This window comes from Streptomyces canus, assembly GCF_001514145.1.
Classification (GTDB): domain Bacteria; phylum Actinomycetota; class Actinomycetes; order Streptomycetales; family Streptomycetaceae; genus Streptomyces; species Streptomyces canus.
Window position 1 is genome coordinate 147436 of sequence record NZ_KQ948672.1, and the last position, 24553, is coordinate 171988.

18 protein-coding genes are annotated in these 24553 nt (G+C 68.5%); 17 read left to right on the forward strand and 1 reads right to left on the reverse strand.

The genetic code is table 11. The features are described from left to right. The first annotated feature begins 88 nt into the window (after positions 1–88). The 17 genes from AQJ46_RS40120 to AQJ46_RS40200 all read left to right on the forward strand — a co-directional run bounded on the left by AQJ46_RS40120 (position 89) and on the right by AQJ46_RS40200 (position 23747). Complete coding sequence (locus tag AQJ46_RS40120) at positions 89–1402, forward strand: RICIN domain-containing protein (RefSeq protein ID WP_059210261.1); 1314 nt, start codon at positions 89–91, stop codon at positions 1400–1402. 207 nt (positions 1403–1609) lie between these two features. Then, complete coding sequence (locus AQJ46_RS40125; protein WP_059210262.1) at positions 1610–2434, forward strand: SDR family oxidoreductase; 825 nt, start codon at positions 1610–1612, stop codon at positions 2432–2434. A 555-nt stretch (positions 2435–2989) separates the two neighbouring features. Beyond that, the gene (locus tag AQJ46_RS40130; RefSeq protein WP_079072626.1) at positions 2990–3562 is read left to right on the forward strand and encodes a TetR/AcrR family transcriptional regulator; all 573 of its coding nucleotides are present in this window, start codon (positions 2990–2992) and stop codon (positions 3560–3562) included. A 264-nt stretch (positions 3563–3826) separates the two neighbouring features. Beyond that, positions 3827–4984: a pyridoxal phosphate-dependent aminotransferase gene (locus AQJ46_RS40135; protein ID WP_059210264.1), complete on the forward strand. Its 1158-nt coding sequence runs from the start codon at positions 3827–3829 to the stop codon at positions 4982–4984. Between the two features lie 511 nt (positions 4985–5495). Beyond that, complete coding sequence (locus tag AQJ46_RS40140) at positions 5496–6770, forward strand: ABC transporter substrate-binding protein (protein ID WP_079072627.1); 1275 nt, start codon at positions 5496–5498, stop codon at positions 6768–6770. Positions 6771–6983: 213 nt separating this feature from the next. Then, positions 6984–7934: a carbohydrate ABC transporter permease gene (locus AQJ46_RS40145; RefSeq protein WP_059210265.1), complete on the forward strand. Its 951-nt coding sequence runs from the start codon at positions 6984–6986 to the stop codon at positions 7932–7934. Further along, positions 7931–8824 (forward strand): carbohydrate ABC transporter permease, encoded by an 894-nt coding sequence (locus AQJ46_RS40150; protein WP_059210266.1) that lies wholly within the window; start codon positions 7931–7933, stop codon positions 8822–8824. The genes AQJ46_RS40145 and AQJ46_RS40150 overlap by 4 nt, the downstream gene beginning before the upstream one ends. A 114-nt stretch (positions 8825–8938) precedes the next feature. Next, positions 8939–9928 (forward strand): alpha/beta hydrolase, encoded by a 990-nt coding sequence (locus AQJ46_RS40155; protein ID WP_059210267.1) that lies wholly within the window; start codon positions 8939–8941, stop codon positions 9926–9928. Continuing rightward, entirely contained in the window at positions 9925–10665 is a 741-nt protein-coding gene (locus tag AQJ46_RS40160) for a sugar phosphate isomerase/epimerase family protein (RefSeq protein ID WP_059210268.1), read from the forward strand. Before AQJ46_RS40155 ends, AQJ46_RS40160 begins: the two co-directional genes overlap by 4 nt. Then, positions 10662–11756, forward strand: coding sequence for a Gfo/Idh/MocA family protein (locus tag AQJ46_RS40165; protein ID WP_059210269.1), 1095 nt, complete (start codon positions 10662–10664; stop codon positions 11754–11756). The genes AQJ46_RS40160 and AQJ46_RS40165 overlap by 4 nt, the downstream gene beginning before the upstream one ends. 23 nt (positions 11757–11779) lie before the next feature. Then, positions 11780–14251 (forward strand): glycoside hydrolase family 2 TIM barrel-domain containing protein, encoded by a 2472-nt coding sequence (locus AQJ46_RS40170; protein ID WP_063803897.1) that lies wholly within the window; start codon positions 11780–11782, stop codon positions 14249–14251. Beyond that, a complete protein-coding gene (locus tag AQJ46_RS40175; RefSeq protein ID WP_059210270.1) occupies positions 14248–14898 on the forward strand; it encodes an RraA family protein in 651 nt (216 codons plus the stop codon). Before AQJ46_RS40170 ends, AQJ46_RS40175 begins: the two co-directional genes overlap by 4 nt. Before the next feature lie 9 nt (positions 14899–14907). Beyond that, positions 14908–15522 carry a TetR/AcrR family transcriptional regulator gene (locus tag AQJ46_RS40180; protein ID WP_079072628.1) on the forward strand — a complete coding sequence of 205 codons (615 nt, stop codon included), beginning with the start codon at positions 14908–14910 and terminating at the stop codon, positions 15520–15522. Between the two features lie 78 nt (positions 15523–15600). Then, the gene (locus tag AQJ46_RS40185) at positions 15601–19131 is read left to right on the forward strand and encodes an indolepyruvate ferredoxin oxidoreductase family protein (RefSeq protein ID WP_059210272.1); all 3531 of its coding nucleotides are present in this window, start codon (positions 15601–15603) and stop codon (positions 19129–19131) included. Positions 19132–19579: 448 nt separating this feature from the next. Continuing rightward, positions 19580–21775: an MMPL family transporter gene (locus AQJ46_RS40190; protein ID WP_059210273.1), complete on the forward strand. Its 2196-nt coding sequence runs from the start codon at positions 19580–19582 to the stop codon at positions 21773–21775. Between the two features lie 90 nt (positions 21776–21865). After that, on the forward strand, positions 21866–23056 hold the full coding sequence (locus AQJ46_RS40195; RefSeq protein WP_059210274.1) for a sensor histidine kinase: 1191 nt from the start codon (positions 21866–21868) through the stop codon (positions 23054–23056). A 13-nt stretch (positions 23057–23069) separates the two neighbouring features. Further along, positions 23070–23747, forward strand: a complete 678-nt coding sequence (locus AQJ46_RS40200; RefSeq protein ID WP_059210275.1) for a response regulator — start codon at positions 23070–23072, stop codon at positions 23745–23747. Positions 23748–23953: 206 nt separating this feature from the next. On the opposite strand, the gene AQJ46_RS53005 is transcribed toward AQJ46_RS40200, so the two are convergent. Then, positions 23954–24106, reverse strand: a complete 153-nt coding sequence (locus AQJ46_RS53005; protein WP_208617065.1) for a hypothetical protein — start codon at positions 24104–24106, stop codon at positions 23954–23956. Between the last annotated feature and the right edge of the window lie 447 nt (positions 24107–24553).

Genomic DNA, 24553 nt, shown 5'->3' on the forward strand with positions numbered 1-24553 from the left:
TCGGCCGCTGTCGCCGACGGGACGCACTCGGCCACGGGACCAGCCGAACGCCGAACCCCCCACCCATCTCCGCACCCAAGGAGTCACCATGACCCTGCGACGACGGACCTTCCTCAGCATGAGCGCGGCCGGAGCGACGGGCGTGGGCCTGTCCCTGCTCGGGGCAGGACAGGCACCGGCCGCCGCCGGGCCGCTGGGCACCGCGCCGACCACGCCGTTCGCGGTCGGCGTGCGCCGGTACAACTGGACCCGCGGCGGCCGCCCGTGCACCACCTACGTCTACTACCCGGCCACCGGCACGGCCGGCGGTAGCCCGGTGACGGACGCCCCGGTCGCAAGCGGGGTCTTCCCCGTCTACAACTTCACCCACGGTTACGGAAGCAGCCCGCAGAACTCCCTGTTCATCATCCGGGCCCTGGCTTCGGCGGGCTTCGTCGTCCCCGCCCCGCACTTCAACCACAACTTCACCGACGTCAACAACGGCAACACCTCGAAGGACGTCTCGCAGATCCTCACCAACACCCTCGCGCTCAACGCGAGCGGACCGCTGGCCGGGCACCTCAACACCGGCAACGGCGTCGGCGTCTCTGGCCACTCCCTGGGCGGCATGGTCACCCACGGTCTGCTGACCTCCTGGCCCGACAGCCGGATCGTCTCCGCCAACCCGCAGTCCTGCGTGGACATGGGAAACCCCGCCGCCTCGGTCTCGGCCAAGGTCCTGTTCGTCCACGGTGACCGGGACTCGACCACGTCGTACTCCTCGGCCCGGCAGGCGTACTCGGAGATGACCTGGCCCAAGGCGTTCCTCACCTTCGTCGGTGGCAGCCACACCAGCTTCTGGAGCGACCAGCGCTTCCCGAGGACCGTCGTCGACTGGGCCCGCTGGACCATGTACGGCGACACCGCCGCACGGGACCGCCTCCCCGCTGACGCGTCCGGGTCCAACACCAGGTGGGAAGCCCAGCTGGGCGACTCCTCCGGTGGCCCGGGCCTCTACACCCTGCTGGCCCAGCACAGCGGCAAGGCCGCCGAGATCAACGGGGCCTCCACCGCCGCCGGCGCACTATTCGTCCAGCGGACCACCAGCAGTCGCCCCAACCAGCAGTTCGAGTTCGTCGACGCCGGTAACGGCCACGTCCGCGTCATGGCACTGCACAGTGGCCTGTTCCTCCAGCCCACCGGCAGCGCGACCGGCGCGGATGTCGTCCAGCAAGCCGACACCGGCGCCACCAGCCAGCAGTGGCGCGTGGTCGATCACGGTGGTGGCGTGATCAGCCTCGTCAACCGGGAGTCCGGCCTGGCCATGGATGTCTGGGAGTACTCCACCGCCGACGGCGCGCGCATCGCCCAGTACACCTACAGCGGCAACCCCAACCAGCGCTTCACCCGCCGCCGCGTCTGACCGGAACGTGTCGGGGCACCGCTCGGACAAACAGGGCGGGCGGCGCCCCGACATGGCACTGATGGTCCTTCGCGACTGACCAAGGCATGGGCAGCGGCCACTCTTACTGCCCCGGCGATTCCGATCCCGCAACTCGACTTGATACTCAGTCTCAGCTAGATGTAAAGTCTTCCCATAAGACTTCAGCTCGAAGAGAAGAGCTTTCCCATGAGCAAGATCTGGTTCATCACCGGCTCGTCGCGTGGCTTCGGCCGTCAGTTCGCCCAGGCGGCCCTGGAGCGTGGCGACAAGGTCGCGGCCACCGCCCGCAACACCGACTCACTGGCGGATCTGGTGGCCGCCCACGGTGACGCGGTCCTGCCGCTGAAGCTGGACGTCACCGACAAGGCCGCCGCGTTCGAGGTAGTCCAGCGGGCGCACGAGCACTTCGGCCGCCTGGACGTGATCGTCAACAACGCCGGGCACGGACTGTTCGGCGCGGTCGAGGAGCTGACGGAACAGCAGGTCCGCGGCCAGATGGAGACCAACTTCTACGGCGCCCTGTGGGTCACCCAGGCCGCACTGCCCCTCCTGCGCGCCCAGAACAGCGGCCACATCGTGCAGATCTCCACCGTCGGCGGTGTCACCTCCTTCCCCAACCTGGGCGGCTACAACGCCTCCAAGTGGGCCCTGGAAGGCCTGACCGAGGCCCTCGCCCAGGAGGTCGCCGGCTTCGGCATCAAGGTCACCCTCGTCGAACCCGGCGGCTTCGAAACCGACTGGGCCGGCTCCTCCGCCACCTTTGCCACACAGCTGCCGGCCTACGACGACCTGCGCACCGCCGTCGCCGCCGCCTGGAGTGACGTCGAGTCCGGCGACCCCGCCGCAACCGGCCCCGCCCTGCTGAAGATCGTCGACTCCGACAACCCGCCCCTGCGCGTCTTCTTCGGCACCGCCCCCCTCCACCTCGTCCCCCAGGTCTACGCCGAGCGCCTCAAGACCTGGCAGGAATGGGCCGACATCTCCACCCAAGCCCAGGGCAGCGCCGCGTAACCCGTACGACGGCAGCGCCGATCACGCCCGCCGACCGCCCCCACGGCCATGGGAGCGGTCGGCGGGCGTGTGCACATCCCCGGCGAGCGCACACTCGCCGGTCGAGCCTTTTGAAGTAGCCACCTGCCCCTCGCGCACCCCGCGCTGCGGGACGGACGGGTTACTCAGGGCAGCGGCTTCAGGTTCCCGTCACTGATCCGCCGTGTCAGGAGAAACTTCTGGATCTTTCCCATGGCGCCGGCAGCCCCAGCCCTGACTACGTGCCGTTCCACACCAGGGGTAACAGCTCCCGTTTCTACCGGGCCGAGGTGACGATCCTCCCGCGTTGAGATCTGCTCGCCCAGCTCTCCGGGACTGTGGCCCGGGGGGAGACACCGAGGAAGATCGGCCAAGCCCTTCACGCACATCCCGGCACCGGGCGGGGCCCCGCCGCTTGAGCGACTCGGACGGACCTCACTATCGTCTTGCCCAGAGGTGAGACACCTCTCTCCGATGAGGCATCCCGGGAGGCTCCCCCTGACGGTCAAGAACGAGGAACAGGGTGCTGGGCGCGGCATGCGCCGCGACGCGGTCCGCAACCGGCGCAAGCTCCTGGAGGCCGTGGGGGAAGCCCTCAGGACCGAGCCCGGCGCGATGACCATGGGGGTCGTCGCGGAGCGGGCCGACCTGTCGCTGGCCACGGCCTACCGGTACTTCCCGTCGGTCGAGGAACTCCTCAAGGCCTACCTGCTCGGCGTGATCGTCCAGCTGCGCAACTACAGCCACGACTGCCCCAAGACCGGCCCGGCCCTGTTCGAGGACGTGGTGCGGGAATGGGCTCGTCTGGTCCGCAGCTACGGCCCCGCCATGGTCCAGATCCGATCGCGCACGGGCTTCCTCACCCGCCTGCGCAGCAACGATGAGGTGATCACCCCGGTCCGGGACGCCTGGGAGCGCCCCATTCGCAGCGTGATGCGGCACCTGGACGTGCCGGACGAGCATTTCGATCACGCGTTGTTCCTGTACAACGCCATGTTCGATCCACGCGAGATCCTGGACCTGATCAGCACCGGCCTCCCGGAGGAGGAAGCGATCAGCCGTCTGACGACGGCCTACTACGGGGCTCTCCAGGGCTGGGCCGGCGCCTGAGGCGCACGATCGGCAGCCGGTGAGGGGCGGCTCCCCCGCGGTTGCCGTAGCTCAGCACCAGGAACCAACCACCCACGGCGTCTCCGGTGGGCTTCAGGCATGCCCAGCGGACCCCAGCCCGTCCACAGCGCCCACCGCGCACCCGCTTGGGCAATGTGCCACCACCTGCCTCCGGCAGATCCAGCCGCGCCCCACCCCTTGAACCGCCCATCGCGATGTGAGAACGTTCTCGCACTTTATATCTCGTGACTCCCTGGAGATCGGATGAGCGCCCTCCCCTCCCGAACCGCCGGCTCTCTCCCGGAACGCATCAGAGCAGCGTCGAGGCGGCCCAAAACGCTGGGCGGCGCGGTGCCGGGCGCCATCTCTCTGGCCATGGGTGAACCGGACAGCAACACCCCGCAGCCAGTGGTGGAAGCTGCCGTCCAGGCGTTGCGCGCCGGTCGCACTCGTTACTCGCAGATCACGGGGTCTCCGGATCTCCGCCAGGAAATCGCCTCCTACCTGGCGCGTTCCCAGGGCGCCGGGGTCGACCCTGCGAATGTCATCGTCACTCACGGAGGCAGCGCCGGCCTGGCCGCCACCGTCCTCGCTCTGCTCAACCCGGGCGATCGAGTGCTGCTCCCCGAACCGACCTACTCCCTGTACGCGGACCACGCAGCCATGGCAGGGGCCGAGGTCGAGTGGATCTCTACTCGACCTGACGGCTCGATCGACCTGCACAAACTCGCGGCGGCGGCACCCGGTGCCCGGATGCTCATCCTGTGCAATCCCGTGAACCCCACCGGAATGGTGTTCTCCAAAGCCGATATCGAAGGAGTCGGTGCCATTCTCCGCGATCACCCCGACCTCTACCTCCTGTCGGACGAGGCATACAGCGACATCGTCTTCGACGGGATCGCGTTCACCTCGGCATCCGAACTGATCTCCGTGCGGGACCGCGTGGTGCTCTCCGGCACTTTCTCCAAGTCGTACTCGATGACCGGCTGGCGCATCGGTTTCATCTGCGCCGCCCCCGCTGTCGCCGAAAAGATCAACCTTGTCCACCGGACGATCAACGGGCCTCTGAACACCTTCGTCCAGGACGCGGCCATCGAGGCGCTACGCATTCCCGACAAGGATCTGCACGCACTCTCGGCGCGCTTCCAGCACCGCCGAGATCTGGTCATGCGGCACCTCGACGGTCTCGACGCGGTGAGCGTCGTCCGGCCTCTCGGAGCGTTCTACGCATTCCCCCGTATCGACAGCGCCCTGCCCTCCGTCGAACTCGTGCAACGGTTCGCCGACGGAGGCGTGCTCGTACGCGCCGGGTCCGAATTCGGCCCGTCGGGCGAGGGACACGTACGCCTGTCCTTCGCCACGGACGAAGCGGCACTCGAAGAAGGTCTGCGCCGCTTTACGCACGTCATCAAAGCGCTTTAGCACTGCCCCCTCGATTTCGATCACATATCGGCCTGACCGACAACGCCCATACGCATGACCCCCGGAGATCTCGAGTGCGTCACAGAGGTCCCGAAGTCCGTGCTGCCCAGCAACCCTTTCAGTGACGAGCCAAGCTCTTTACCAAAAGTCGACGAGAAAGCGTTGACAGCCGGCACACCCGGCCCCATAGTCAACGCAACTGAGATTCGCTTCGCACTTCAGAGTGAGCAGCTCGGTTCGAACGCAAGCACTCCGAACCTCGGACCCTGCTCCGCGGGGCCAGCACATCACGTAGGCCAGACGGGCCAACAAGCGCTGGCGCACACCTCAAGTGAAACCCCAATCGCAAGCCGTTCGGCAGTGTTCGTAGGGATGAGTCCCCGATGACGGGAAGCTCTCAACGACTCCGTGCGCGACACGCCGCTCGCAGATCAACCGGCAAGCTCCGCAAGGCGGACGGCCGACGGAAGGAGTTCCCATGGCTTCACGGTGGGTGAAGGGGGCTGGGGTCATGTTGACCGTTGCCTCGCTCGTCACGCTCAGCGCCTGCAGCGGGTCCGGTGACTCGGGCGGTTCGAGTTCCGGCGGCAAGCCGGTGACGGTGGAGTTCTGGGGGGCGGCGGTCGGCCTCGACAAGTCCGTAGCGCTGTTCAACAAGACGCACAAGGACATCAAGATCAAGTACAGCCAGATCCCCGCGGGCAGCATCGGTGGCTACGCCAAGATGCAGAACGCGGTGAAGGCCGGCAACGCACCCTGTCTCGGACAGGTGGGCTACGACACCCTCTCGAACTTCATCGCCACCGGCGCACTGGAGGACATCTCCCAGTACGCCGACGCCGCCAAGGACAAGTTCGTGCCGTGGACCTGGCAGATGTCCAGCGTCGGCGACAGGGTGTTCGGCATCCCCGTCGACACCGGGCCCATGGCGATGTACTACCGCACCGACCTGTTCAAGAAGTACAAGATCTCGCCCCCGAAGACCTGGGACGATTTCGCCGCGGCCGCGCAGAAGGTGCACAGCGCCAACCCCTCGGCCTACCTGACGACCACGCCGCAGGACGCCTATGACCTGGGGGCGCTGACCTGGCAGGCCGGAGGCAAGTGGTTCGGTACCGCGAACGACCGGTGGCAGGTGACCATCGACAACCCGCAGACGAGCAAGGTCGCGCAGTACTGGCAGGGCCTGCTGGACAAGAAGTTGGTCACCAGTGACCCGATGCTGGACACGGCCTGGTTCAAGAAGGTGCAGGACGGGCAGCTGCTGTCGCTCGTCAGCGCCGTGTGGGCGGCTCCGCTGATCTCCAAGAACCTGCCCGAGCTGTCCGGCAAGTGGGCCGTGGCGCCCATGCCCCAGTGGTCCGCCGGGCAGCAGGCGGCCGGTAACCGCGGAGGCTCGGCGACCGTGGTGCTCAAGGGCTGCGAGCACCCGAAGGAAGCCACGGAGTTCGCGACCTGGATGAGCACCGACAGCGACAGTGTCACCAATCTGATCAAGAACACGGGCATCTACCCGGCCGCGAAGAGCGGACAGCAGCTGCCTGCCGTGGACCAGCCGTCGGCGTACTTCGGCGGACAGAACATCTACGACGTGTTCAAGACAGCGGCCGCGAACACGAGCACGGGCTGGGTGTGGGGCCCGACGATGAGCCAGGTTCAGTCCGACATGAAGGACGGGCTCAAGAAGGCCGGAGCCGGACAGGGCACCATCCCGAAGACCGTGACCTCCGTCCAGGACAGCACCGTCGCGGCCATGAAGAGCCAGGGGCTGAGCGTCGGGAAGTGACGCGCGCGGAGAACGACGGCGGGTGCCCGGCGGCCTTCCTCACCTGCCGGGCGCCGGCGCCGCCGCTCCACGCCCTCGGCCCCGACATGCGGGGGTCCGTCCTCCCCCGTGCCACCACCGCCCGCGCCCCCGCAGGGCGACGACCAGCCCGACCAGCACCAATGACCAGCCGGTCCCCACGTCACGGGACCACTTCTCGAGCAAGGAGCAGGCATGGCGACAAGAACGCCTGGCGACGCTCTCGCCCACCCCGTCGCCGGCTCGGCAGCGAAGCGCACCCCCGGCCGTGGCCACACTCGTTCCGCGGTCCTCTTCCTGGCACCGTTCGGGCTGCTGTTCACGGCGATGATGCTCGCACCGATCGGATACGCGGTGTACCAGAGCTTCTTCAGGACGCACCGCAGCGGCCTCGGACTGGGACCGTCGACGACTGTCTTCGCCGGGTTCGGCAACTACGTGACGGCTCTGCACGACAGCCGGTTCATGTCGTCGTTCCTGCGGGTGTTCACGCTCGGCATCGTGCAGGTGCCGGTGATGCTGGGCCTGGCGCTTCTGCTGGCGCTGCTGCTGGACTCGCGTGGCGCCGTGTTCAAGAAGGTCTTCCGGCAGATCTACTTCCTGCCCTACGCGCTGCCGGGCGTGATCGCCGCGATCATGTGGTCGTTCCTGTACGCGCCGAGCGTCAGCCCGTTCACCGCTGCCCTGCGGCACGTCGGGCTCGAAGTGAACTTCCTGTCCGACGACCTCGTGCTCGCCTCGATCGGCAACATGATGACGTGGGCCTGGACCGGCTTCAACATGCTGATCATCTACTCGGCCTTGCAGGCGATCCCCGGCGAACTGACCGAAGCCGCTGTGATGGACGGCTGTTCCGGGTGGCGGGTCGCCTGGCACGTGAAGATTCCCGCGGTGCGGCCTGCGCTGATCCTCACCACGGTGTTCTCCATCATCGGTACCGCCCAGCTGTTCAACGAGCCCGCGGTGCTGAGTCAGGTCGCCCCGACCGTCTCCCCCACCTACACGCCGATCCTGGCCACGCAGCAGTCGGCGGACATCAACAACTACAACTACGCGGCCACCCAGTCGGTCATCCTCGCCCTGCTGACCTTCGTGCTGTCGTTCGGCTTCCTCAAGTTCACCCAGCGGAAGGGCACCTTCGCATGACGACCGTCACTCCCTCAGCAGCACGTGCCGCCGCCGGGCCTCCCGGCCGACTGCGTACGTCATCGCTGGCCGGCCGGGCGGGCGTGTTCGCGGTCATGGCGCTCTTCGCCCTGTACACGCTCATCCCGGTCTGGTGGCTGCTGGTCACCGCGACGAAGAACAGCGGCTACCTGTTCACCACGAACGGGCTGTGGTTCTCCCACTTCGACCTGTGGACCAACATCCGTGACGTCTTCCAGGAACAGGACGGCATCTTCGCCCGGTGGCTGCTGAACAGCGCCCTCTACAGCGTCGGCGGCGCGGCGGTGAGCACGACGCTGTCCGCCATGGCCGGGTACGCGCTGGCCAAGTACCCCTTCCGCGGTCGCGACCTGACCTTCAACGTCATCCTCGGTGCCGTCCTGATCCCGGACGTCATGTTCGCGCTGCCGCTGTACCTGATGTTCAGCCAGGTCCACCTCGTCAACACCTACTGGGCCGTCTTCCTGCCCAGCGTCGTCAGCCCGTTCGGGGTCTACCTGTCACGCATCTACGCCGGAGCGTCGGTACCGGACGAACTGATCGAAGCCGCGCGACTCGACGGGGCCGGCGAGGCCCGGATCTTCTGGCGGGTCGCCATGCCGATCATGTCGCCCGCGCTGGTCACCATCTTCCTGTTCCAGTTCGTCAGCATCTGGAACAACTACCTGCTGCCCCTGCTCATGCTCAACAGCGACGAACTCCAGCCGGTCACCGTCGGGCTGGCCAACTGGCGGGAAGGGGTGAACCAAGGCATCCCCTACAACATCACCATCACCGGCGCGTTCCTCTCGGTGATCCCTCTGATCGTCGCGTTTCTCGTCCTGCAGCGGTTCTGGCGCTCCGGACTGGCGGCCGGGAGCGTGAAGTAGGCCTGCCCGCCCGGCAATTCCGGCCGGCCACGAGGCTGAGCGGACATCCCCCACCTCCTCCCGCCTACGCGCGCTGCACCCGATTCCCCCCGCACCCCTGGAGACCTGACCCTGATGGCCCTGCATCCCAGCATCTCCGCACGGCTCAGCCTGATCGAGGACCTCCCGTCCTGGCGCGAGGCACTCGCCGATCCGGCTGTGCAACCGCGCCTGCAGGAATACCGGACCTGGAAGGCGGCACCGGCAATGCCCTCCGTCGAAACCAGCGACGAGAGCATTCCCGGCCCGCACGGCCCGATAGCCGTCCGCGTCTACCGGCCGCCGTCAGCACCGCAGCGGCCTCGCCCCGGCCTGGTCTGGGTGCACGGCGGCGGCTGGGTCTTCGGCGACCTCGACATGCACGAGGCCGACTGGACCGCCCGCGAGGTGTGCGCCAGGACCGACGCCGTTGTCGTGAGCGTGGACTACCGGCTCGCGGTCGACGGCGTGACGTATCCGGTGCCGCACGACGACGTCGTGGCGGGCGTCCGATGGGTGCGCGAGAACGCCGCGGTGCTCGGCATCGAACCGGCGCGGATCACCGTCGGCGGTGCGAGCGCGGGGGCGAACCTCGCCGCAGGAGCCGTGCTTCGCCTGCGGGACGACGACAACTGGCTGCCCACCACCCTGGTACTGGTCTATGCGACCATGCACGCCGTCTCCCCGCCCCTCGCGCCGGCACTGGCCGAAGCGTTCGCGCCGTTGCCGCGCATGGTCCGGATCCTGCCGGAGGACGTGGCCGGGATGACGGCCAACTACCTGGGCGGCACACCGGATCCGCACGGCTACGCCTTCCCCGCGAGCGCCGTCCTGGACGGACTCTGTCCCACCCTGGTACTCGACGCCGAGTACGACGATCTGCGCGCCAGCAGCGAGGCATTCGCGGCCGCACTCGTGAAGTCGGGCGTACCCGTACGGCATGTCACGGTGCCCGGCGTGCTGCACGGCTTCCTGAACCTGCCCTCTTCAGTGGAACCGGTCGACCAAGCGCTCGCCGTCCTCGCCGAGACGGTGACAACGGCTCATGCGGGAGAACTCGGACTGGACCAGGGAGAACGCGGATGACGGAGCGCCTGTACTCAGTGCAGCTCTATACGCTGCGCAACGCCATCGAGACCGATCTCCCGGGGACACTCGCGCGTGTTGCCTCGATGGGATTCGAGAACGTGGAGCTGTGGAGGTTCGAGCAGTACCGCGACGCGTACCGGCGTGCGCTGACCGAGACACCGCTGCGCCCGCTCAGCGCACACGCGAGCCTTGTCGATGGAAACGCTTCCGCGGCTGTCCGCGCGGCAGCAGAGCTCGGAATCGGCACGCTCATCGAACCGCACATCGTCGCTCAGCGCTGGACCACGCGGGCGGACATCGAAGCGGCGGCCGCGAGTCTGAGCGGCGTCGCGAGGCTTGCCCGGGATGAGGGCGTCACCATCGGGTACCACAACCACGACCACGAGGTCCGTCAGGACTTCGACGGCAGGACCGGCCTCGAAGTCTTCGCGGAGGCGCTGGACGAGGACGTCGTCCTGGAACTCGACACCTTCTGGGCCGAGGTCGGTGGCGCTTCCGCCGTGGAGTTGATCTCCCGGCTCGGGGCGCGCGTCAGGTTCCTGCACCTCAAGGACGGCCCGTACACCACAACCCTCCTGGAGCAGCAGCCGGTCGGCCAGGGTGCGATGCCGGTGGCGGACATCCTGAAGGCCGCACCGGACGCGGTCCGCGTCGTGGAACTGGACGACTACGCGGGCGACCCGTTCGAAGCCGTGCAGCAGAGCCTGCGTCACCTGGTGGAGGTCGACCGGTGAACTCCAAGCGAGTGGGTGTCGGCGTCATCGGCGCCGGCGTCATCAGCAGCCACTACCTCGAGAACCTGACGCGGTTCCCTGATCTGAACGTGGTCGCGATAGCGGACCTCGATCAGGAGCGTGCCCGTGCCCGTGCGCGGCAGTTCGGGTTGCGGCACCTGCTCGTCCACGAGCTCCTGGCCCACGACGACATCGAGATCGTGCTGAACCTCACCGTCCCCGCTGCCCACTTCGACGTGTCGGCCCGGATCCTCGCGAGCGGCAAGCACGTCTGGAGCGAGAAGCCCCTCGCCACCACCCGCCGCGACGCACGACTGCTGCTGGACAAGGCCGGCCGGAGAGGACTTCGCATGGCCTGCGCGCCCGACACGTTCCTCGGTGGTGCCCTGCAGGCGGCACAACGAGCGGTCCTCGCGGGCCGCATCGGCGAACCGAAGAGCGCGCTCGCGATCATGCAGTCCCCAGGACCGGAAGGCACCCACCCGAATCCCGCCTTCTACTACGACCAGGGAGCCGGACCGCTGCTGGACATGGGGCCGTACCACGTCACCGCGCTCGTGCAGACCTTGGGTGCCGTCCGGCGCGTGAGCTCGGTTTCCTCAACCGCACGAGCCGTCAGGCGCGTCCTCGTCGGCGCGGGAGCCGGGACCGAGTTCGACGTGCGCGTACCGAGTCAGCACATGGCTCTGCTCGAGTTCGCCTCCGGCGCTCGGGCCACCCTCGTCACGAGCTTCGATTCGGGCATCCGCCGCGACCTCCTCGAACTGCACGGCACGGAAGCCTCACTCGAGATTCCCGACCCCAACCGCTTCGCTGGAACAGGCAGGTTCGTCCCTCTCCATGCGGAACCGGAAGACGTACCCGCTGTCGGGTCCACTTGCGGCCGGGGCGTGGGGGTGCTGGAGCTCGCTCGCTCGATACGCGACGACGTACCGGAACGCGCCTCCGGCGCTCTCGCCTGCCACGTTCTCGACGTGCTCCTCGCCATCGCGGAGGCAGCACGGGCCGGGACACCGCTGACCCTCGAATCCACCGTGGCATCGCCGGCTCCCCTGGACGAGAACTGGGACCCCACGGCCGCGACCCTCTAGAACGATCGAGCAAGGAAGTTCCAATGATCCGCATCCCGTTCAACGACGCCTGGCGCGTCGGCCCCCTCGTGTCCGTTCACGAGGCGATCGTGGTCGCCGGCGCCGGTGAGGAAGAAGTCACCCTGCCGCACGACGCCATGCTGGGGGGAGGGCGATCCGCGGACAACTCCGGTGGACCGCAGACGGGCTACTTCCGCGACGGAAAGTGGACCTACGAGAAGCAGTTCGACGTGCCGGAGGAATGGGCGTCGAAACGAGTCACCTTCGAGTTCGAAGGTGTCTACCGCGACGCGATGGTCTACATCAACGGTGCTCTCGCCGGACAGTGGGCAGGCGGATACTCCCGCTTCCACGTCAGCGCGGACCCCTTCCTGCAGTACGGCCGGGCCAACACCGTCCGGGTGGACGCACAGGCACACCAGGACTCCCGCTGGTACTCGGGGGGTGGCCTCCACCGCCCCGTCAGCGTCCTCGTCGGCGACCTCGTCCACGTCACCCCGACCGGGCTGCGACTCACCACGCCGGACATCGACGCCGATCTCGCCACCGTGGTGGCGGCGACCGAGATCGTCAACGAGGACGTCTCCACCCGCGTCGTCGGAGTGCTTCTCGAGATCCTGGACGCCGGGGGCGAGGTCGTGACGTCCGACCGGGCCCGGGTCACGCTCCTGGCGGGCGAGAGGATCACCACCCACCAGCGGGCGTACGTCCAACGGCCGTCACTGTGGAGCGTCGAATCACCCCACCTCTATCACGCGTCCGTGCGCCTCTCCGACGACAGCGGCCCGCTCGACGAGGCTTCCACGCACTTCGGTATCCGCACCGTCACCGCCGACCCGATCCGCGGCCTGCGGATCAACGGCGAGACCGTCAAGCTCCGGGGCGGTGCGATCCACCACGACAACGGCATCCTCGGTGCCGCCGACTTCGCCGACGCCGCCGAGCGGCGGGTGCGGATGCTGAAGGCCGCGGGCTTCAACGCGGTACGCTCCGCGCACAATCCGATGAGCGTCGCCCTGCTCGACGCGTGCGACCGCCTCGGCATGCTCGTCATGGACGAGCTGTTCGACGTGTGGACGGTCGCGAAGTCCGGTGACGACTACTCGCGCAGATTCCCGCAGTGGTGGGAACGCGACGTCGACTCGCTCGTGGCGAAGGACTTCAACCACCCCAGCGTGATCATGTATTCGATCGGCAACGAGATCATCGAAGCCGGAACCCCGCACGGCACGCGCCTGGGCCGCCACATCGCCGACCGAGTGCGCGCGCAGGACCCCACCCGCCTGGTCACCCACGCGCTCCAGGGCATGTACATCGCCCGCGACAAGATCCCCGCGCTGAAGGCCGAACTGGGCCAGGACGCCGCCCCTGTCCGGGGCCTGAACGACTACCTGGGCCAGGTGACACATCTGATCGACGCCCTCATGGCCTCGCCGGTCGTCGGAGAGCGACTCGCCGAACCTGCCTCCGTTCTCGACGTCGTGGGGCTCAACTACGGCGAGAGCCGGTACGTGCTGGACGAGGAGGCGTACCCCAACCGCGTCGTCGTGGGCTCGGAGACCTTCCCGACGAAGATCGACCGGCTGTGGCAGCTCGTCACCGAGAACCCCCACGTCATCGGCGACTTCACCTGGACCGCATGGGACTTCCTCGGCGAGGTGGGAACCGGTCGGCACGTCTATCCCGAGGACCAGCAGGTACACCGCGCCCCCTACCCGTGGCTCACCGCCGAATGCGGGGACATCGACATCGTCGGACAGCGTCACCCGATCTCGTACTACCGCGAGATCGTCTACGGGCTCACACGGACGCCCTACCTCGCCGTGCGACGCCCCCGCGAGGACGGCTACGTCATCAAGCCCAGGGCCTGGACCTGGACCGATGTCTCCCCCAGCTGGACCTTCGACGTTCCTGACGGCTCGCCGCTCCATGTCGAGGCGTACGCGGCGGCCGAGGAGGTCGAGTTCCGGCTCAACGGCACCACCGTCGCGACCGTGCCCGTCGGTACCGAGCGGAACTTCGTCGCCGAAGCCGACGTGCCCTACGAGCCCGGCGTCCTGGAGGTCGTGGCGTACCGCGACGGAGCGGAAGTGGGACGCTCGGCGCTGCGCACCGCCGGCGAGCCCACGCGCCTGAGCCTGGAGACGGACCGCTCCGAACTCACCGCCGATCCCCAGCGTTTGGCCCACATCAGCATCACCCTGGTCGACGGCAACGGTGTGCTCAACCCGGCCCGGGACACAAAGATCACGATCCGGGTCGACGGTCCCGGGGTCCTCCAGGGATTCGGTACGGGAGCTCCGGCCACCGAGGAGAGCTTCCTCGACGATTCCGCCACGTCGTTCAAGGGACGTGCCCTGGCGATCGTCCGGGCCACCGGGGAAACGGGACGGATCACCGTCACAGGCCGGGCACACGGACTCCCGGACGCCTCCCTCGAGATCGACGTCGTCCAGGCACCCATCCATCACGTGACAGGGGAAGGACAGAAATGACCTACGCGCCGACATCGGCCGGCTCGCCCAACATCGAGGTCGGCCCGAAGTGGCAGCGCCCTGACGGGGAGTTGCTCGCGCAGTTCCAGCGGCACTCGGTCGCGAACATCGGAGACGCACTCGGACGCCTCGGTATGCCCGACGGTGGCATCACACCTCTCTGGGACGGCTGCCGTGCCGTGGGCAGCGCCCTGACGGTGCTGACGGTCGCCGGAGACGATCTGGCCGTGATCGACGCCGTCGCGCACATCGAACCCGGCGACTTCCTCGTCATCAACGGATTCGGTTACCCGGGCCGGGCCGTGATGGGCGACATCCTCAGCCAGTACTTCTCCTCACGGGGAGCCGTGGGAGCGATCGTCGACGGAGCGGTCAGGGACCGCGACGAGATCCGGCAGCAGCAATTCCCCGTGTGGTCGCGTTCGGTCACGCCGGCTGGGCCGTGGAAACACGGCCCGGGAGCCGTCGGGACGCCCGTCGCCATCGGCGGTGTCGTCGTCAACCCCGGTGACGTGGTCGTGGCCGACGCGGACGGCGTCGTCGCAGTGCCCCTGAAGAAGGCGTACGACATCGCCGCCGAGCTGGCGCGGATCGCGGAATCCGAACAGGGCATGCGCACGCAGGCCAAGCAGGCGCCCACGAAATGAGCCGCATACATGAAGAGGACGCGCATGCGCAGGGATCAGCGGTTGAACAACGCCAAGCTGATCCAGGCCGCCGCAGAGCTTTTCGAGCGTTGCGAGCAGCCGATCAGCCTCGCCGACATCGCTCGGCAGGCGGATGTGTCGGTCGCGACGGCGTACCGGCACTTCGAGTCCGCGGACGACGCCCTCGGTGCCTACCGACGGGACATCGTGAGCAAGTTCCGCGATCACAGTCTCGAGCAGCCGAGCAACGGTCTGGCCCTGCTCGAGAGTGTCTGCGGCTTCTGGGTGGACCTCATCCTCGCCGAAGGCGCGGCGCTGGTACACCGCCGGTCCTCGGAAGGGTTCCTCGCGCGGTACAAGGCCCAGGAGCCGTACTTGGAAGGCCAGGCGGAGGCCCTCGCCCGCCCCATCCGCGAACTCGTGGCGATTCTCGGGGTGGGCGAGCTCGCCGGCGTCGAGGACGAGGCCGCCTTCCTGTGGAACGTCCTCTTCGACCCTCGGGAGATCTTCGACCTGCGTGACACGCTCTCACTGCCGCCCGCTCAGATCACGCGCCGACTGGTATCGGCGTTCCGCGGCGCGCTGCTCGGCTGGGCGACTGCTCGGCTGGGCGAACCAGCCTGACCGCGAGGAAGCCGTCTCTCCGCACGCGCAGACGGGCGGGACCTTTAGTAGCCCCAGATTGTTGTGAGGAAGAGGACGATGACTGCACCCATCACCGAGACCGGGCAGCTGGGCAGCCGACGCTTCCGTCTGGACGACCGCTACCGCCGCGAGGAAGGCGTCGTGCACCTCTCCGGGATCCAGGCTCTCGTCCGCGTTCTGCTGGACCGCTCCCGGCGTGACAACGCGAACGGACTGCGTACCGCGACATTCGTCTCGGGATACGAGGGATCACCACTCGCCGGCTACGACATCGAGTTGGGCCGACGCGGGGCGTTGTTGCACGAGCACGACATCGTCCACAAACCGGGTCTGAACGAGGAGCTCGCCGCGACCGCCGTCATGGGCAGCCAGTTGGCCGGCCAGGTCGGCGCTTCGCGGTGCGACGGCGTCGTGGGCATCTGGTACGGCAAGTCCCCCGGTCTCGATCGCGCCTCCGACGCTCTCCGCCACGCTAACCTGGTGGGAACCGGCCCTTCCGGCGGTGCCGTCGCGCTGGTCGGCGACGACCCGGGAGCCAAGTCGTCCAGCGTGCCGTGTGCCAGCGAGGCGACGCTCGCGGACCTGGCGATCCCGACGCTGTACCCGGCCGACGCCCAGGACGTCCTCGACTTCGGGCTCCACGCGCAGTTCCTCTCCCGGTTCAGCGGCCTGTGGTCGGGCCTGAAGATCACCACCGCCGTGGCGGACTCAGCGTCCACGGCCGTCGTGGCACGCGATCGGATCACGGGCACCGAGGGCGACGGGAGCCCCAGCCCGCACAAGCCGAGCTCCATGCTCCTGGGCGCCAACCTCATGGCCCTCGAACGCAGCCTGCACGACATCCGCCTCCCTCGTGCCGTGGCGTACGCCCGCCTCAACCGCCTCAACCGCCTGGTCCAGCACGGGCCGTCGGACACCATCGGCATCCTGACATCCGGCAAGACCTACCTCGACGTCCGCGAGGGCCTCCGCATCATCGGCCTCACCGACACAGACCTCGCACGGTACGGCATCAGGATCCTCAAGCTCGGCATGATCTTCCCCCTCGAACGCGACGCCGTCATCGAGTTCGCGGACGGTCTCGACCAGCTGGTCGTCGTCGAGGAGAAACGGCCGTTCCTCGAAACCGCCGTCAAGGAGATCCTCTACGGCCGCCCCAACGCCCCGGTCGTCCACGGCAAACAGGACCAGGACGGGCGATCGCTGTTCAGTCGCTCAGGAGAGCTCGACGTGGACAGCATCGCCACCGGACTGTCCAGGGTGCTCGCTCCGCTCGGCATCGAAGCCGCCCGCGCATGGCGTCAGCGGCCCAAAGCGCGTACGACGTTGGCGCTGCCGCTTCTGGCCCGCAGCCCGTACTACTGCTCGGGGTGTCCGCACAACACCTCGACCACCGCCGGCGGGGACTCACTGGTCGGCGCTGGGATCGGCTGCCACTCCATGGTCGTGTTCATGGATCCCGAACAGGTCGGCTCGGTCGTCGGCATGACCCAGATGGGCGGGGAAGGTGCTCAGTGGATCGGGTTGGAGCCGTTCGTCGACGCCGACCACTTCGTGCAGAACATCGGTGACGGAACCTTCATGCATTCGGGCAGTCTGGCCGTCCGAGCAGCGGTCGCCGCGGGGGTGAACGTCACGTTCAAGCTGCTCTACAACGGAACGGTCGCCATGACCGGCGGCCAGGACGCCGTCGGCGCCCTGCCGGTCGACCGGCTCGCCGCCACGCTCCTCGACGAAGGCGTCGCCAAGGTGATCATCACGACCGAGGACAGGGCCCGCATCCCCCGGGCCCGGCTTCCGAAGTCGGTGAAGGTTCTCGACCGGGCCGAGATCGAGGAGGCGCTGGCGGAGCTGAAGGCCGCTGCCGGTGTCACCGTCCTCATCCATGACCAGGAATGCGCCGCCGAGAAACGGCGTGCGCGTCGGCGCGGCAAGGCCGAGGCGCCGAAGACGCGCGTGTGGATCAACGAGCGCATCTGCGAGGGTTGCGGTGACTGCGGCCGCAAGTCGAACTGTCTGTCCGTCCACCCGGTCCCGACCGAGTTCGGCCGCAAGACCAGGATCGACCAGTCCTCGTGCAACCTGGACTACTCGTGCCTCGACGGCGACTGCCCGGCGTTCATGACCATCACACCCGCAGGCAAGCCGAAGCGCGCCGAGCTTCCCGCCCTGGGGGCCACCGACATCGCCGAGCCTGCCCGCGCGGTCGGCGCCGACTCCTTCGGCATGCGGATCACCGGGATCGGGGGAACAGGCATCGTCACCACCTCGCAGGTGCTGGCGACCGCGGCCGTCATCGACGGCCGCCACGCCCGCAGCCTCGACCAGACCGGACTGGCCCAGAAGGGCGGCGCGGTCGTCTCCGACATCAAGATCACCGAGGGTGTCGTCGAACAGGGCGCCAAGATCGCCGAGGGGCAGTGCGACCTCTACCTCGCGTGCGATCCGCTCGTCGCGACCGACCCGAAGTACCTCTCCGTCGCCTCCGCGGACCGCACCGTCGCCGTCATGACCACGACCGAGATACCCACCGGGCAGATGGTGGTCGACACCGCCGTCGGCTTCCCGGCTCCCGATGTCGTACGTCATGCCGTCCACGACGCGATGCGCCAGCTCATCGCTCTGGACTCCGGCGCGCTGGCCGAGCAGCTGTTCGGCGATGAGCAGTACGCCAACATGCTCCTGGTGGGCGCCGCTTACCAGACCGGGCTGCTGCCGATGTCGGCTTCGGCCATCGAAGAGGCCATCACCCTGAACGCAGTCGCCGTGGAACGCAATGTGCAGGCCTTCCGGCGAGGCCGCCAGGCGGTCGCCGACCCCGAGGCGCTGAGTGCCACGCTTGCCGACCCGACGCTCCCAGACGTGGAACTGCGGCTGCCCGCCGGGACCACCGAGCTCGTGGCGTTGGTCACCGATGATAAGAAATCGGAGCTGCATCGCCTCCTCACGGTGCGTGTGGCCGACCTCATCGACTACCAGGACAGGCGCTACGCCCGCGCCTACGTCGACTTCGTCCAGACGGTGGCGGCCACGGAGCGCGCTGCCGCCGACAGCTCGACCGAGCTGACCGAAGCTGTCGCCCGCTGTCTCCACAAGCTCATGGCATACAAGGACGAGTACGAGGTCGCACGACTCGCCATTGACCCAGCCGTGGACGACCACATCACCGCGGCATTCGGAAGCGGGAGCCGACGCTCCTACCGTCTGCACCCGCCCGTCCTGCGAACCCTGGGCATGGAAAGGAAGGTCGCTCTCGGAAGCTGGTTCCGCCCGGTCCTCAAACTGCTGCGTGGGCTGCGGCGCGTTCGGGGAAGCCGCCTCGATGTGTTCGGACTCCAGCACATGCGACGCATCGAGCGCGATCTCATCGCCGAGTACCGGGAGTCGATCAAGACCGCGCTCGTGCTCCTGAACGAGGAGAACCTGGCCGAGGTTCGCCGGCTCGCGGAACTGCCCGATGCGGTCCGTGGATACGAAGGCGTCAAACTCGCGGCCATTGAGCGCTACCGGGCCGAGCAGGCGCGCATACTCGGCGAGTTGCGGGAGAGCACGGACCCCGTCCCGACGGAAGCCGGGCAGGGCCATTGAACTCGATGTGAGGCAGGCCGTGCCGAACTGTCCCGGGTCGCTGCAGTGGTCGACGCGTTGAGCAGCGCCCTGTTCCGCCCGCTCACGCGCCAGGAGCCCGCGCCGCTCCTCCCGGTGCTCGCGCTGGGCGACCGGGTCGGGGACGGGCGCGGCGACCAACAACAGCCTTGGGTGTAGGGGTGTCGGGGCGTATCGGTCGCCTGCCCGGCGGCGTGTCGACGATCTCACCGCCTCGGCTCGCGCCTCAGGTTTGCTCACCACTTCTGGACCAGCGGCTTCCGCTCCGCCCACAGGGGGCACCCCCATTCTTCGCCACCGCGTCTGCTGCGATCGCAGTAGACGCAAGTGTCTGCGAACGGCCAATGACGAGAGTCCGGAGAACTGCGAGCGTGAGGGTGGGCCGTGATCACCGGCTCCGTCGCATGGCATTTTCTGGAAAGGCACGTCGATGTCCCCTCTCGCCCGCTGGTGTCATAGGCACCGGCTCGCAGTCGTCCTGGTCTGGGTGGGTCTGTTGCTCGCCCTGGGAGCCGGGGTCGGCGCCGCCGGCAGCGCCTTCGGCAACAGCCCGACCTCACAGGACACCGACTCGGCCAAGGCCACGGCCCTGCTGCGGCAGGCCTCCGACAGCGCCGCGGGCAAGAGCGGCCGGGTGGTCTGGCAGCTGGACGGCGGCGAGGTCACCGAGCCCGCCGTCGAGAAGGCGATGACCGGCACGCTCAAGGGCATCGCCGACGCGCCGGGCGTCGCCGTGGTGACCAGCCCCTACGCACCCGTCGGCAAGGGACAGATCAGCAAGGACGGCAGGACCGCCTACGCGACGGTCGCGTTCGACCAGGACGTCTCGGACGCCCAGATCGACCACGTGAAGGAACTCGCCACCGAACCGGAGACGGGGAGCCTGCACATCGCCCTCAACGGGCAGGCGTTCACCGTCAACCCGGAGCCGAACGCGGTCGCCGACGCCATGGGCATGGTCCTCGCCTTCATCGTGCTGCTGTTCGTCTTCCGGGCGGTCTGGGTGGCGGCGCTGCCCATCATCACGGCCGTCATCGGCGTCGGCACCTCCGCGGTCACGGTGATGCTGCTCAGCCACGTCATCACACTCTCCGACACGACGCTGACCCTCGGCTCGCTGATCGGCCTGGGCGTGGGCATCGACTACGCGCTGTTCATCGTCAACCGGCACCGCGCCAACCTGATGGCCGGTATGAGCGTCGCCGAGTCGGTCGCCAAGTCCCTCAACACCTCAGGGCGGGCCGTGGTCTTCGCCGGGCTCACCGTCGTCGTCGCGCTGCTCGGCATGCTCACCCTGAACGTCGGCATCATCAACGGCATGGCGATCGGCGCCGCCGTCACCGTGGTGCTGACCGTCCTGGCGGCCATCACCCTGCTGCCTGCACTGCTCGGGATGATCGGTCCGCGCGTCCTCAGCCGCAAGGAGCGCCGCGAGATGGCCGGCCGGACACAGCCGCGCTCTTCGGGCCGCACCGGCGTGTGGGGCCGGTGGGCCGAGCGGGTGCAGGCCAGGCCCAGGACTCTGGGTCTCGTCGCCCTGGCCGTGTTGACGGCGCTCGCGTTCCCGACGCTCTCCCTGCGCCTCGGCGCGTCCGACGACGGCAACCTGCCCACGTCCTCGACGAACCGTCAGGCGTACGACATGATCGCCGACGGCTTCGGCCCCGGCTTCAACGGCCCGCTCGTCCTGGCCGTCCAGGCACCCACCGCCGCCGACAAGGCAGCCGAGGCGAAGCTGGTCACCGCTCTCGGAAAGGTCGACGGTGTCACCAGTGCCAACGCCGCGCCCATGACGGACGGGCAGACCGTCGGAGTGGTCTCCGTCGTCCCGACGACCTCCCCGCAGTCCGAAGCCACCTCCGACCTGATCCACCACCTGCGTGACGACGTGATCCCCGAGGCCGAGCAGGGCACGTCGATGAAGGTCTACGTGGGCGGTGTCACCGCGAGCAACGACGACTTCGCGTCGGTGCTGATGAGCAAGCTTCCAATCTTCGTGCTGGTGATCGCCGCCCTCGGCTTCCTGCTGCTGACCATCGCCTTCCGCAGCCTGCTCATCCCGGCGGTCGGCGCGCTGCTGAACATCCTCAGCATCGGCGTCGCCTTCGGCGCGATCGTCGTGGTCTTCCAGTACGGCTTCGGTGCCGGACTGCTCGGACTCGGCGCCACGGGACCGATCGAGTCGTTCGTGCCGATCCTGGTCGTCGGCATCATGTTCGGCCTGTCCATGGACTACCAGGTCTTTCTGGTCAGCCGGATGCGCGAGGAATGGGCCCACACCGGTGACAGCCACCGGGCCGTGCGGGTCGGGCAGGCCGAGACCGGCAAGGTGATCGTGGTCGCCGCGACGATCATGGTGTGTGTCTTCGGTTCCTTTGTGTTCGGCGGCATGCGCGTCATCTCCGAGTTCGGCGTCAGCCTCGCCGTCGCCGTCGCCGTGGACGCCCTGCTGATCCGCATGGTCGTCGTGCCGGCGCTCATGCACCTGTGCGGACGGGCCAACTGGTGGCTGCCCCGCCGCCTGGGCCGCGCGCTGCCCAACGTGTCCGTGGAAGGCCCCGTCGAGGAGTTCGGGCACCCGCTGCACGCCGTGCGGGAGCCGGAGACCACCGGCCTGGCCCGCTGACCGTCAGCACGACGGACCGACATCGCACATCGGCCGGTGGAAGGGTGCTGACCTCGCCTTCCACCGGCCGGCGCTGCTTAGAGTGAGGGAATGGAACTGCCCATGGTGTGGCGACAGTGGCTGGCCCGTCATGACCGCATCACAGACGCTCTGCCCGCGGTGCCTCTGGTCGTGATTGCCGCGGCGGCGACCGCCGTCGGTCAGGACGGCTGGCAGGAGCCTCGGTGGCATGAGGTCGCATGGACAGCACTGTCATGCGTGCCCTTGGCCTTCCGGAGCCGCTGGCCACTGGCGGTCGCCCTGTTCACGGTGGCGGGCGACCTCACGCTGATGGCCGTCGCCTCGCACATCGCGCCGACCCCGGTGGCGAGCCTGGTCGCCCTGTACACCCTCGCTCTCCTCGGCAGCCGGCGCACCGCGTGGACGGTCGGGACAGCGGCGGCCGTGGCGATCACCGGTGTGTACGCCGCCACCCACGGAGAGTCCGTGGTGGCGGGGGCCAGTCTGCTGCGGTTGGACTTCGCGATCGGAGCCACCACGCTGGGCCGCGCCGTCCGCAGCCGCCGTGAGAACCTCGCGGCGGCCAGGGCACGGGTGGAGCGTGCCGAGCGCATGCAGGAAGTGGAGGCCCGGCGCCGGGTCACCGAGGAACGCGTGCGCATCGCGCGCGATCCGCACGACGTCGTCGCCCACCACATCACCCTGGTCAACGCCCAGGCCGGTGTGGCGCACCATCTCATGCGCGCCAACCCCGACCAGGCCTACGAGGCGCTCGCCCACATCAAGGACAACAGCCGCGCCGCGCTCGACGAACTGCGCGCCACCGTCGGCCTGTTGCGCCAGCCCGACGACGCGCCGGACTCGCGGGCCCCCATCCCACGCCTGGCCGATCTCGACAGCCTCGTGGGCGGGTTCCGGGCGAGCGGGCTCCCCGTGTGCGTGTCCCGGACCGGGGATCCTTCGCCGCTGGCGCCGGCCACCGAGCTGACCGCCTACCGGATCATCCAGGAAGCCCTCACCAACACCCACAAGCACGCCTCGGCCACCCGGAGCGAGATCATCCTCGCCTACGGCGTGCACGCGCTCAGGGTCACCGTGACGGACGACGGGCGCCCCGGCGCGCCCAAGGGCGCGGGCACCGGTCACGGTCTGATCGGCATGCGCGAACGGGCCGTCGCCATCGGCGGTACCGTCACCGCCGGACCCCGGCCGGAGGGCGGCTTCCAGGTCGTCGCCGAACTGCCCCTCTCGCTCGCCCCCACCCTGTCTGACGCCCCGTGAGGAAAGGCCACTCATGCCCATTCGCGTCCTTCTCGCCGACGACCAGGCCCTGCTCCGCGGCACCTTCCGGCTGCTCATCGGCGCCCAGCCGGACATGGAGGTCGTCGCTGAGGCCTCCAACGGGCGGGAGGCGGCGCAACTGGCCCGGACCGAGCGCGCCGATGTCGTGGTCATGGACATCCGGATGCCCGAAGTCGACGGTATCGAGGCGACCCGGCTGATCGCCCAGGACGAGGACCTGGCCGGGGTGAAGGTCCTCGTCCTGACCACCTTCGAGGAGGACGACCTGGTCATCGAGTCCCTGCGGGCCGGCGCGAGCGGCTTCCTGGGCAAGGGGGTCGAACCGGCGCAACTGCTCGACGCCGTCCGCCTGGTGGCCGCCGGCGAGGCGCTGCTCTCCCCCACCGCCACAAAGGGCCTCATCTCCCGTGTCCTCACCCAGCCCTCCCACGGCGACCTCGTCGACGCCGCTCGCCTGGCCACCCTGACCCCCCGGGAAAGGGAGGTGCTGACGCTGGTGGGCTCCGGCCTGGCCAACGACGAGATCGCCGAACGCCTCTTCGTCACGCCCGTCACCGTCAAGACCCACGCCAACCGGGCCATGGCCAAACTCGGCGCCCGCGACCGGGCCCAACTGGTCGTCATCGCCTACGAGACCGGCCTGGTACGCGCAGGGGAACGGCGCGGCTGAGGCCCGCCGGCCGTGGCCGGCGGTTCGGTGGGCCGCCCGGCCGCCGGTCAGCCTTCCTTCCGCTGCGCGGCCACGAGCGCCGCCGCGGCCTTCCTGCGGTAGACGGCGAGTTTCTCGGCCGGGGCGACGACCTGATGGCTGCGGGGCCTGACGGACACGTCGTGGTCCCCCGCGGCCCTGCGCAGAGCCCCCACGGTGGCCTGGTCTCAGGGCACATGGGCGAACGGGTCGAGGGAGTACCAGCGCATCGCGTTCTCGTGCGTCATCTTGTTGATGTCGTTGTCCGGAACGGCGTTCGCGGTCAGCACCTCATGGAGTTCCTCCGGGGCGTCGGGCCACTCGGGTCGCTGATGAAGCAAGTCAGGAAGCGCTCGCGAAGGATCTCCGCCGGACGATGCCGTTTTAGCGCTGACCGACCAAGATCCGGCCCATACCCGGACCAGCCGTCCGCGGCTTACGGCGATCGGAGCTGTTTTCGCTGGTGAAACTGTATCTGAGCCGTGTACCACCAGCGGACGAAGAACCTGCTGGTACCGCTCAGCCGCCTCTGCGGCTTTCTTCGAGAAGCGCCCTACGGCAATCGCGCAGTCTTGTCATCTCCCTACAACGTCACGCGGAGAATGCCTCGCGCCTCGGTCCAGGCGAGACCGCCCTCAGTCCCAAAGTCAGCGTCAGTCCGGCCCACACTGAACCCGCAAACACCACCGGACTCGACGGAGCTGCGAAAAGAGCACCCTAGCGACAGCTGACTAGGCGTCAGAAGAGTCAGCATCAGGTCAGCAAACGTCCTGCCACAGCCACCCGCA

Excerpts from the sequence above, each read along its gene's own strand:
- AQJ46_RS40120 (WP_059210261.1), top strand. The coding sequence starts at position 89 with ATGACCCTGCGACGACGGACCTTCCTCAGCATGAGCGCGGCCGGAGCG.
- AQJ46_RS40125 (WP_059210262.1), top strand. The coding sequence starts at position 1,610 with ATGAGCAAGATCTGGTTCATCACCGGCTCGTCGCGTGGCTTCGGCCGT.
- AQJ46_RS40130 (WP_079072626.1), top strand. The coding sequence starts at position 2,990 with ATGCGCCGCGACGCGGTCCGCAACCGGCGCAAGCTCCTGGAGGCCGTG.
- AQJ46_RS40135 (WP_059210264.1), top strand. The coding sequence starts at position 3,827 with ATGAGCGCCCTCCCCTCCCGAACCGCCGGCTCTCTCCCGGAACGCATC.
- AQJ46_RS40140 (WP_079072627.1), top strand. The coding sequence starts at position 5,496 with ATGTTGACCGTTGCCTCGCTCGTCACGCTCAGCGCCTGCAGCGGGTCC.
- AQJ46_RS40145 (WP_059210265.1), top strand. The coding sequence starts at position 6,984 with ATGGCGACAAGAACGCCTGGCGACGCTCTCGCCCACCCCGTCGCCGGC.
- AQJ46_RS40150 (WP_059210266.1), top strand. The coding sequence starts at position 7,931 with ATGACGACCGTCACTCCCTCAGCAGCACGTGCCGCCGCCGGGCCTCCC.
- AQJ46_RS40155 (WP_059210267.1), top strand. The coding sequence starts at position 8,939 with ATGGCCCTGCATCCCAGCATCTCCGCACGGCTCAGCCTGATCGAGGAC.
- AQJ46_RS40160 (WP_059210268.1), top strand. The coding sequence starts at position 9,925 with ATGACGGAGCGCCTGTACTCAGTGCAGCTCTATACGCTGCGCAACGCC.
- AQJ46_RS40170 (WP_063803897.1), top strand. The coding sequence starts at position 11,780 with ATGATCCGCATCCCGTTCAACGACGCCTGGCGCGTCGGCCCCCTCGTG.
- AQJ46_RS40175 (WP_059210270.1), top strand. The coding sequence starts at position 14,248 with ATGACCTACGCGCCGACATCGGCCGGCTCGCCCAACATCGAGGTCGGC.
- AQJ46_RS40180 (WP_079072628.1), top strand. The coding sequence starts at position 14,908 with ATGAAGAGGACGCGCATGCGCAGGGATCAGCGGTTGAACAACGCCAAG.
- AQJ46_RS40185 (WP_059210272.1), top strand. The coding sequence starts at position 15,601 with ATGACTGCACCCATCACCGAGACCGGGCAGCTGGGCAGCCGACGCTTC.
- AQJ46_RS40190 (WP_059210273.1), top strand. The coding sequence starts at position 19,580 with ATGTCCCCTCTCGCCCGCTGGTGTCATAGGCACCGGCTCGCAGTCGTC.
- AQJ46_RS40195 (WP_059210274.1), top strand. The coding sequence starts at position 21,866 with ATGGAACTGCCCATGGTGTGGCGACAGTGGCTGGCCCGTCATGACCGC.
- AQJ46_RS40200 (WP_059210275.1), top strand. The coding sequence starts at position 23,070 with ATGCCCATTCGCGTCCTTCTCGCCGACGACCAGGCCCTGCTCCGCGGC.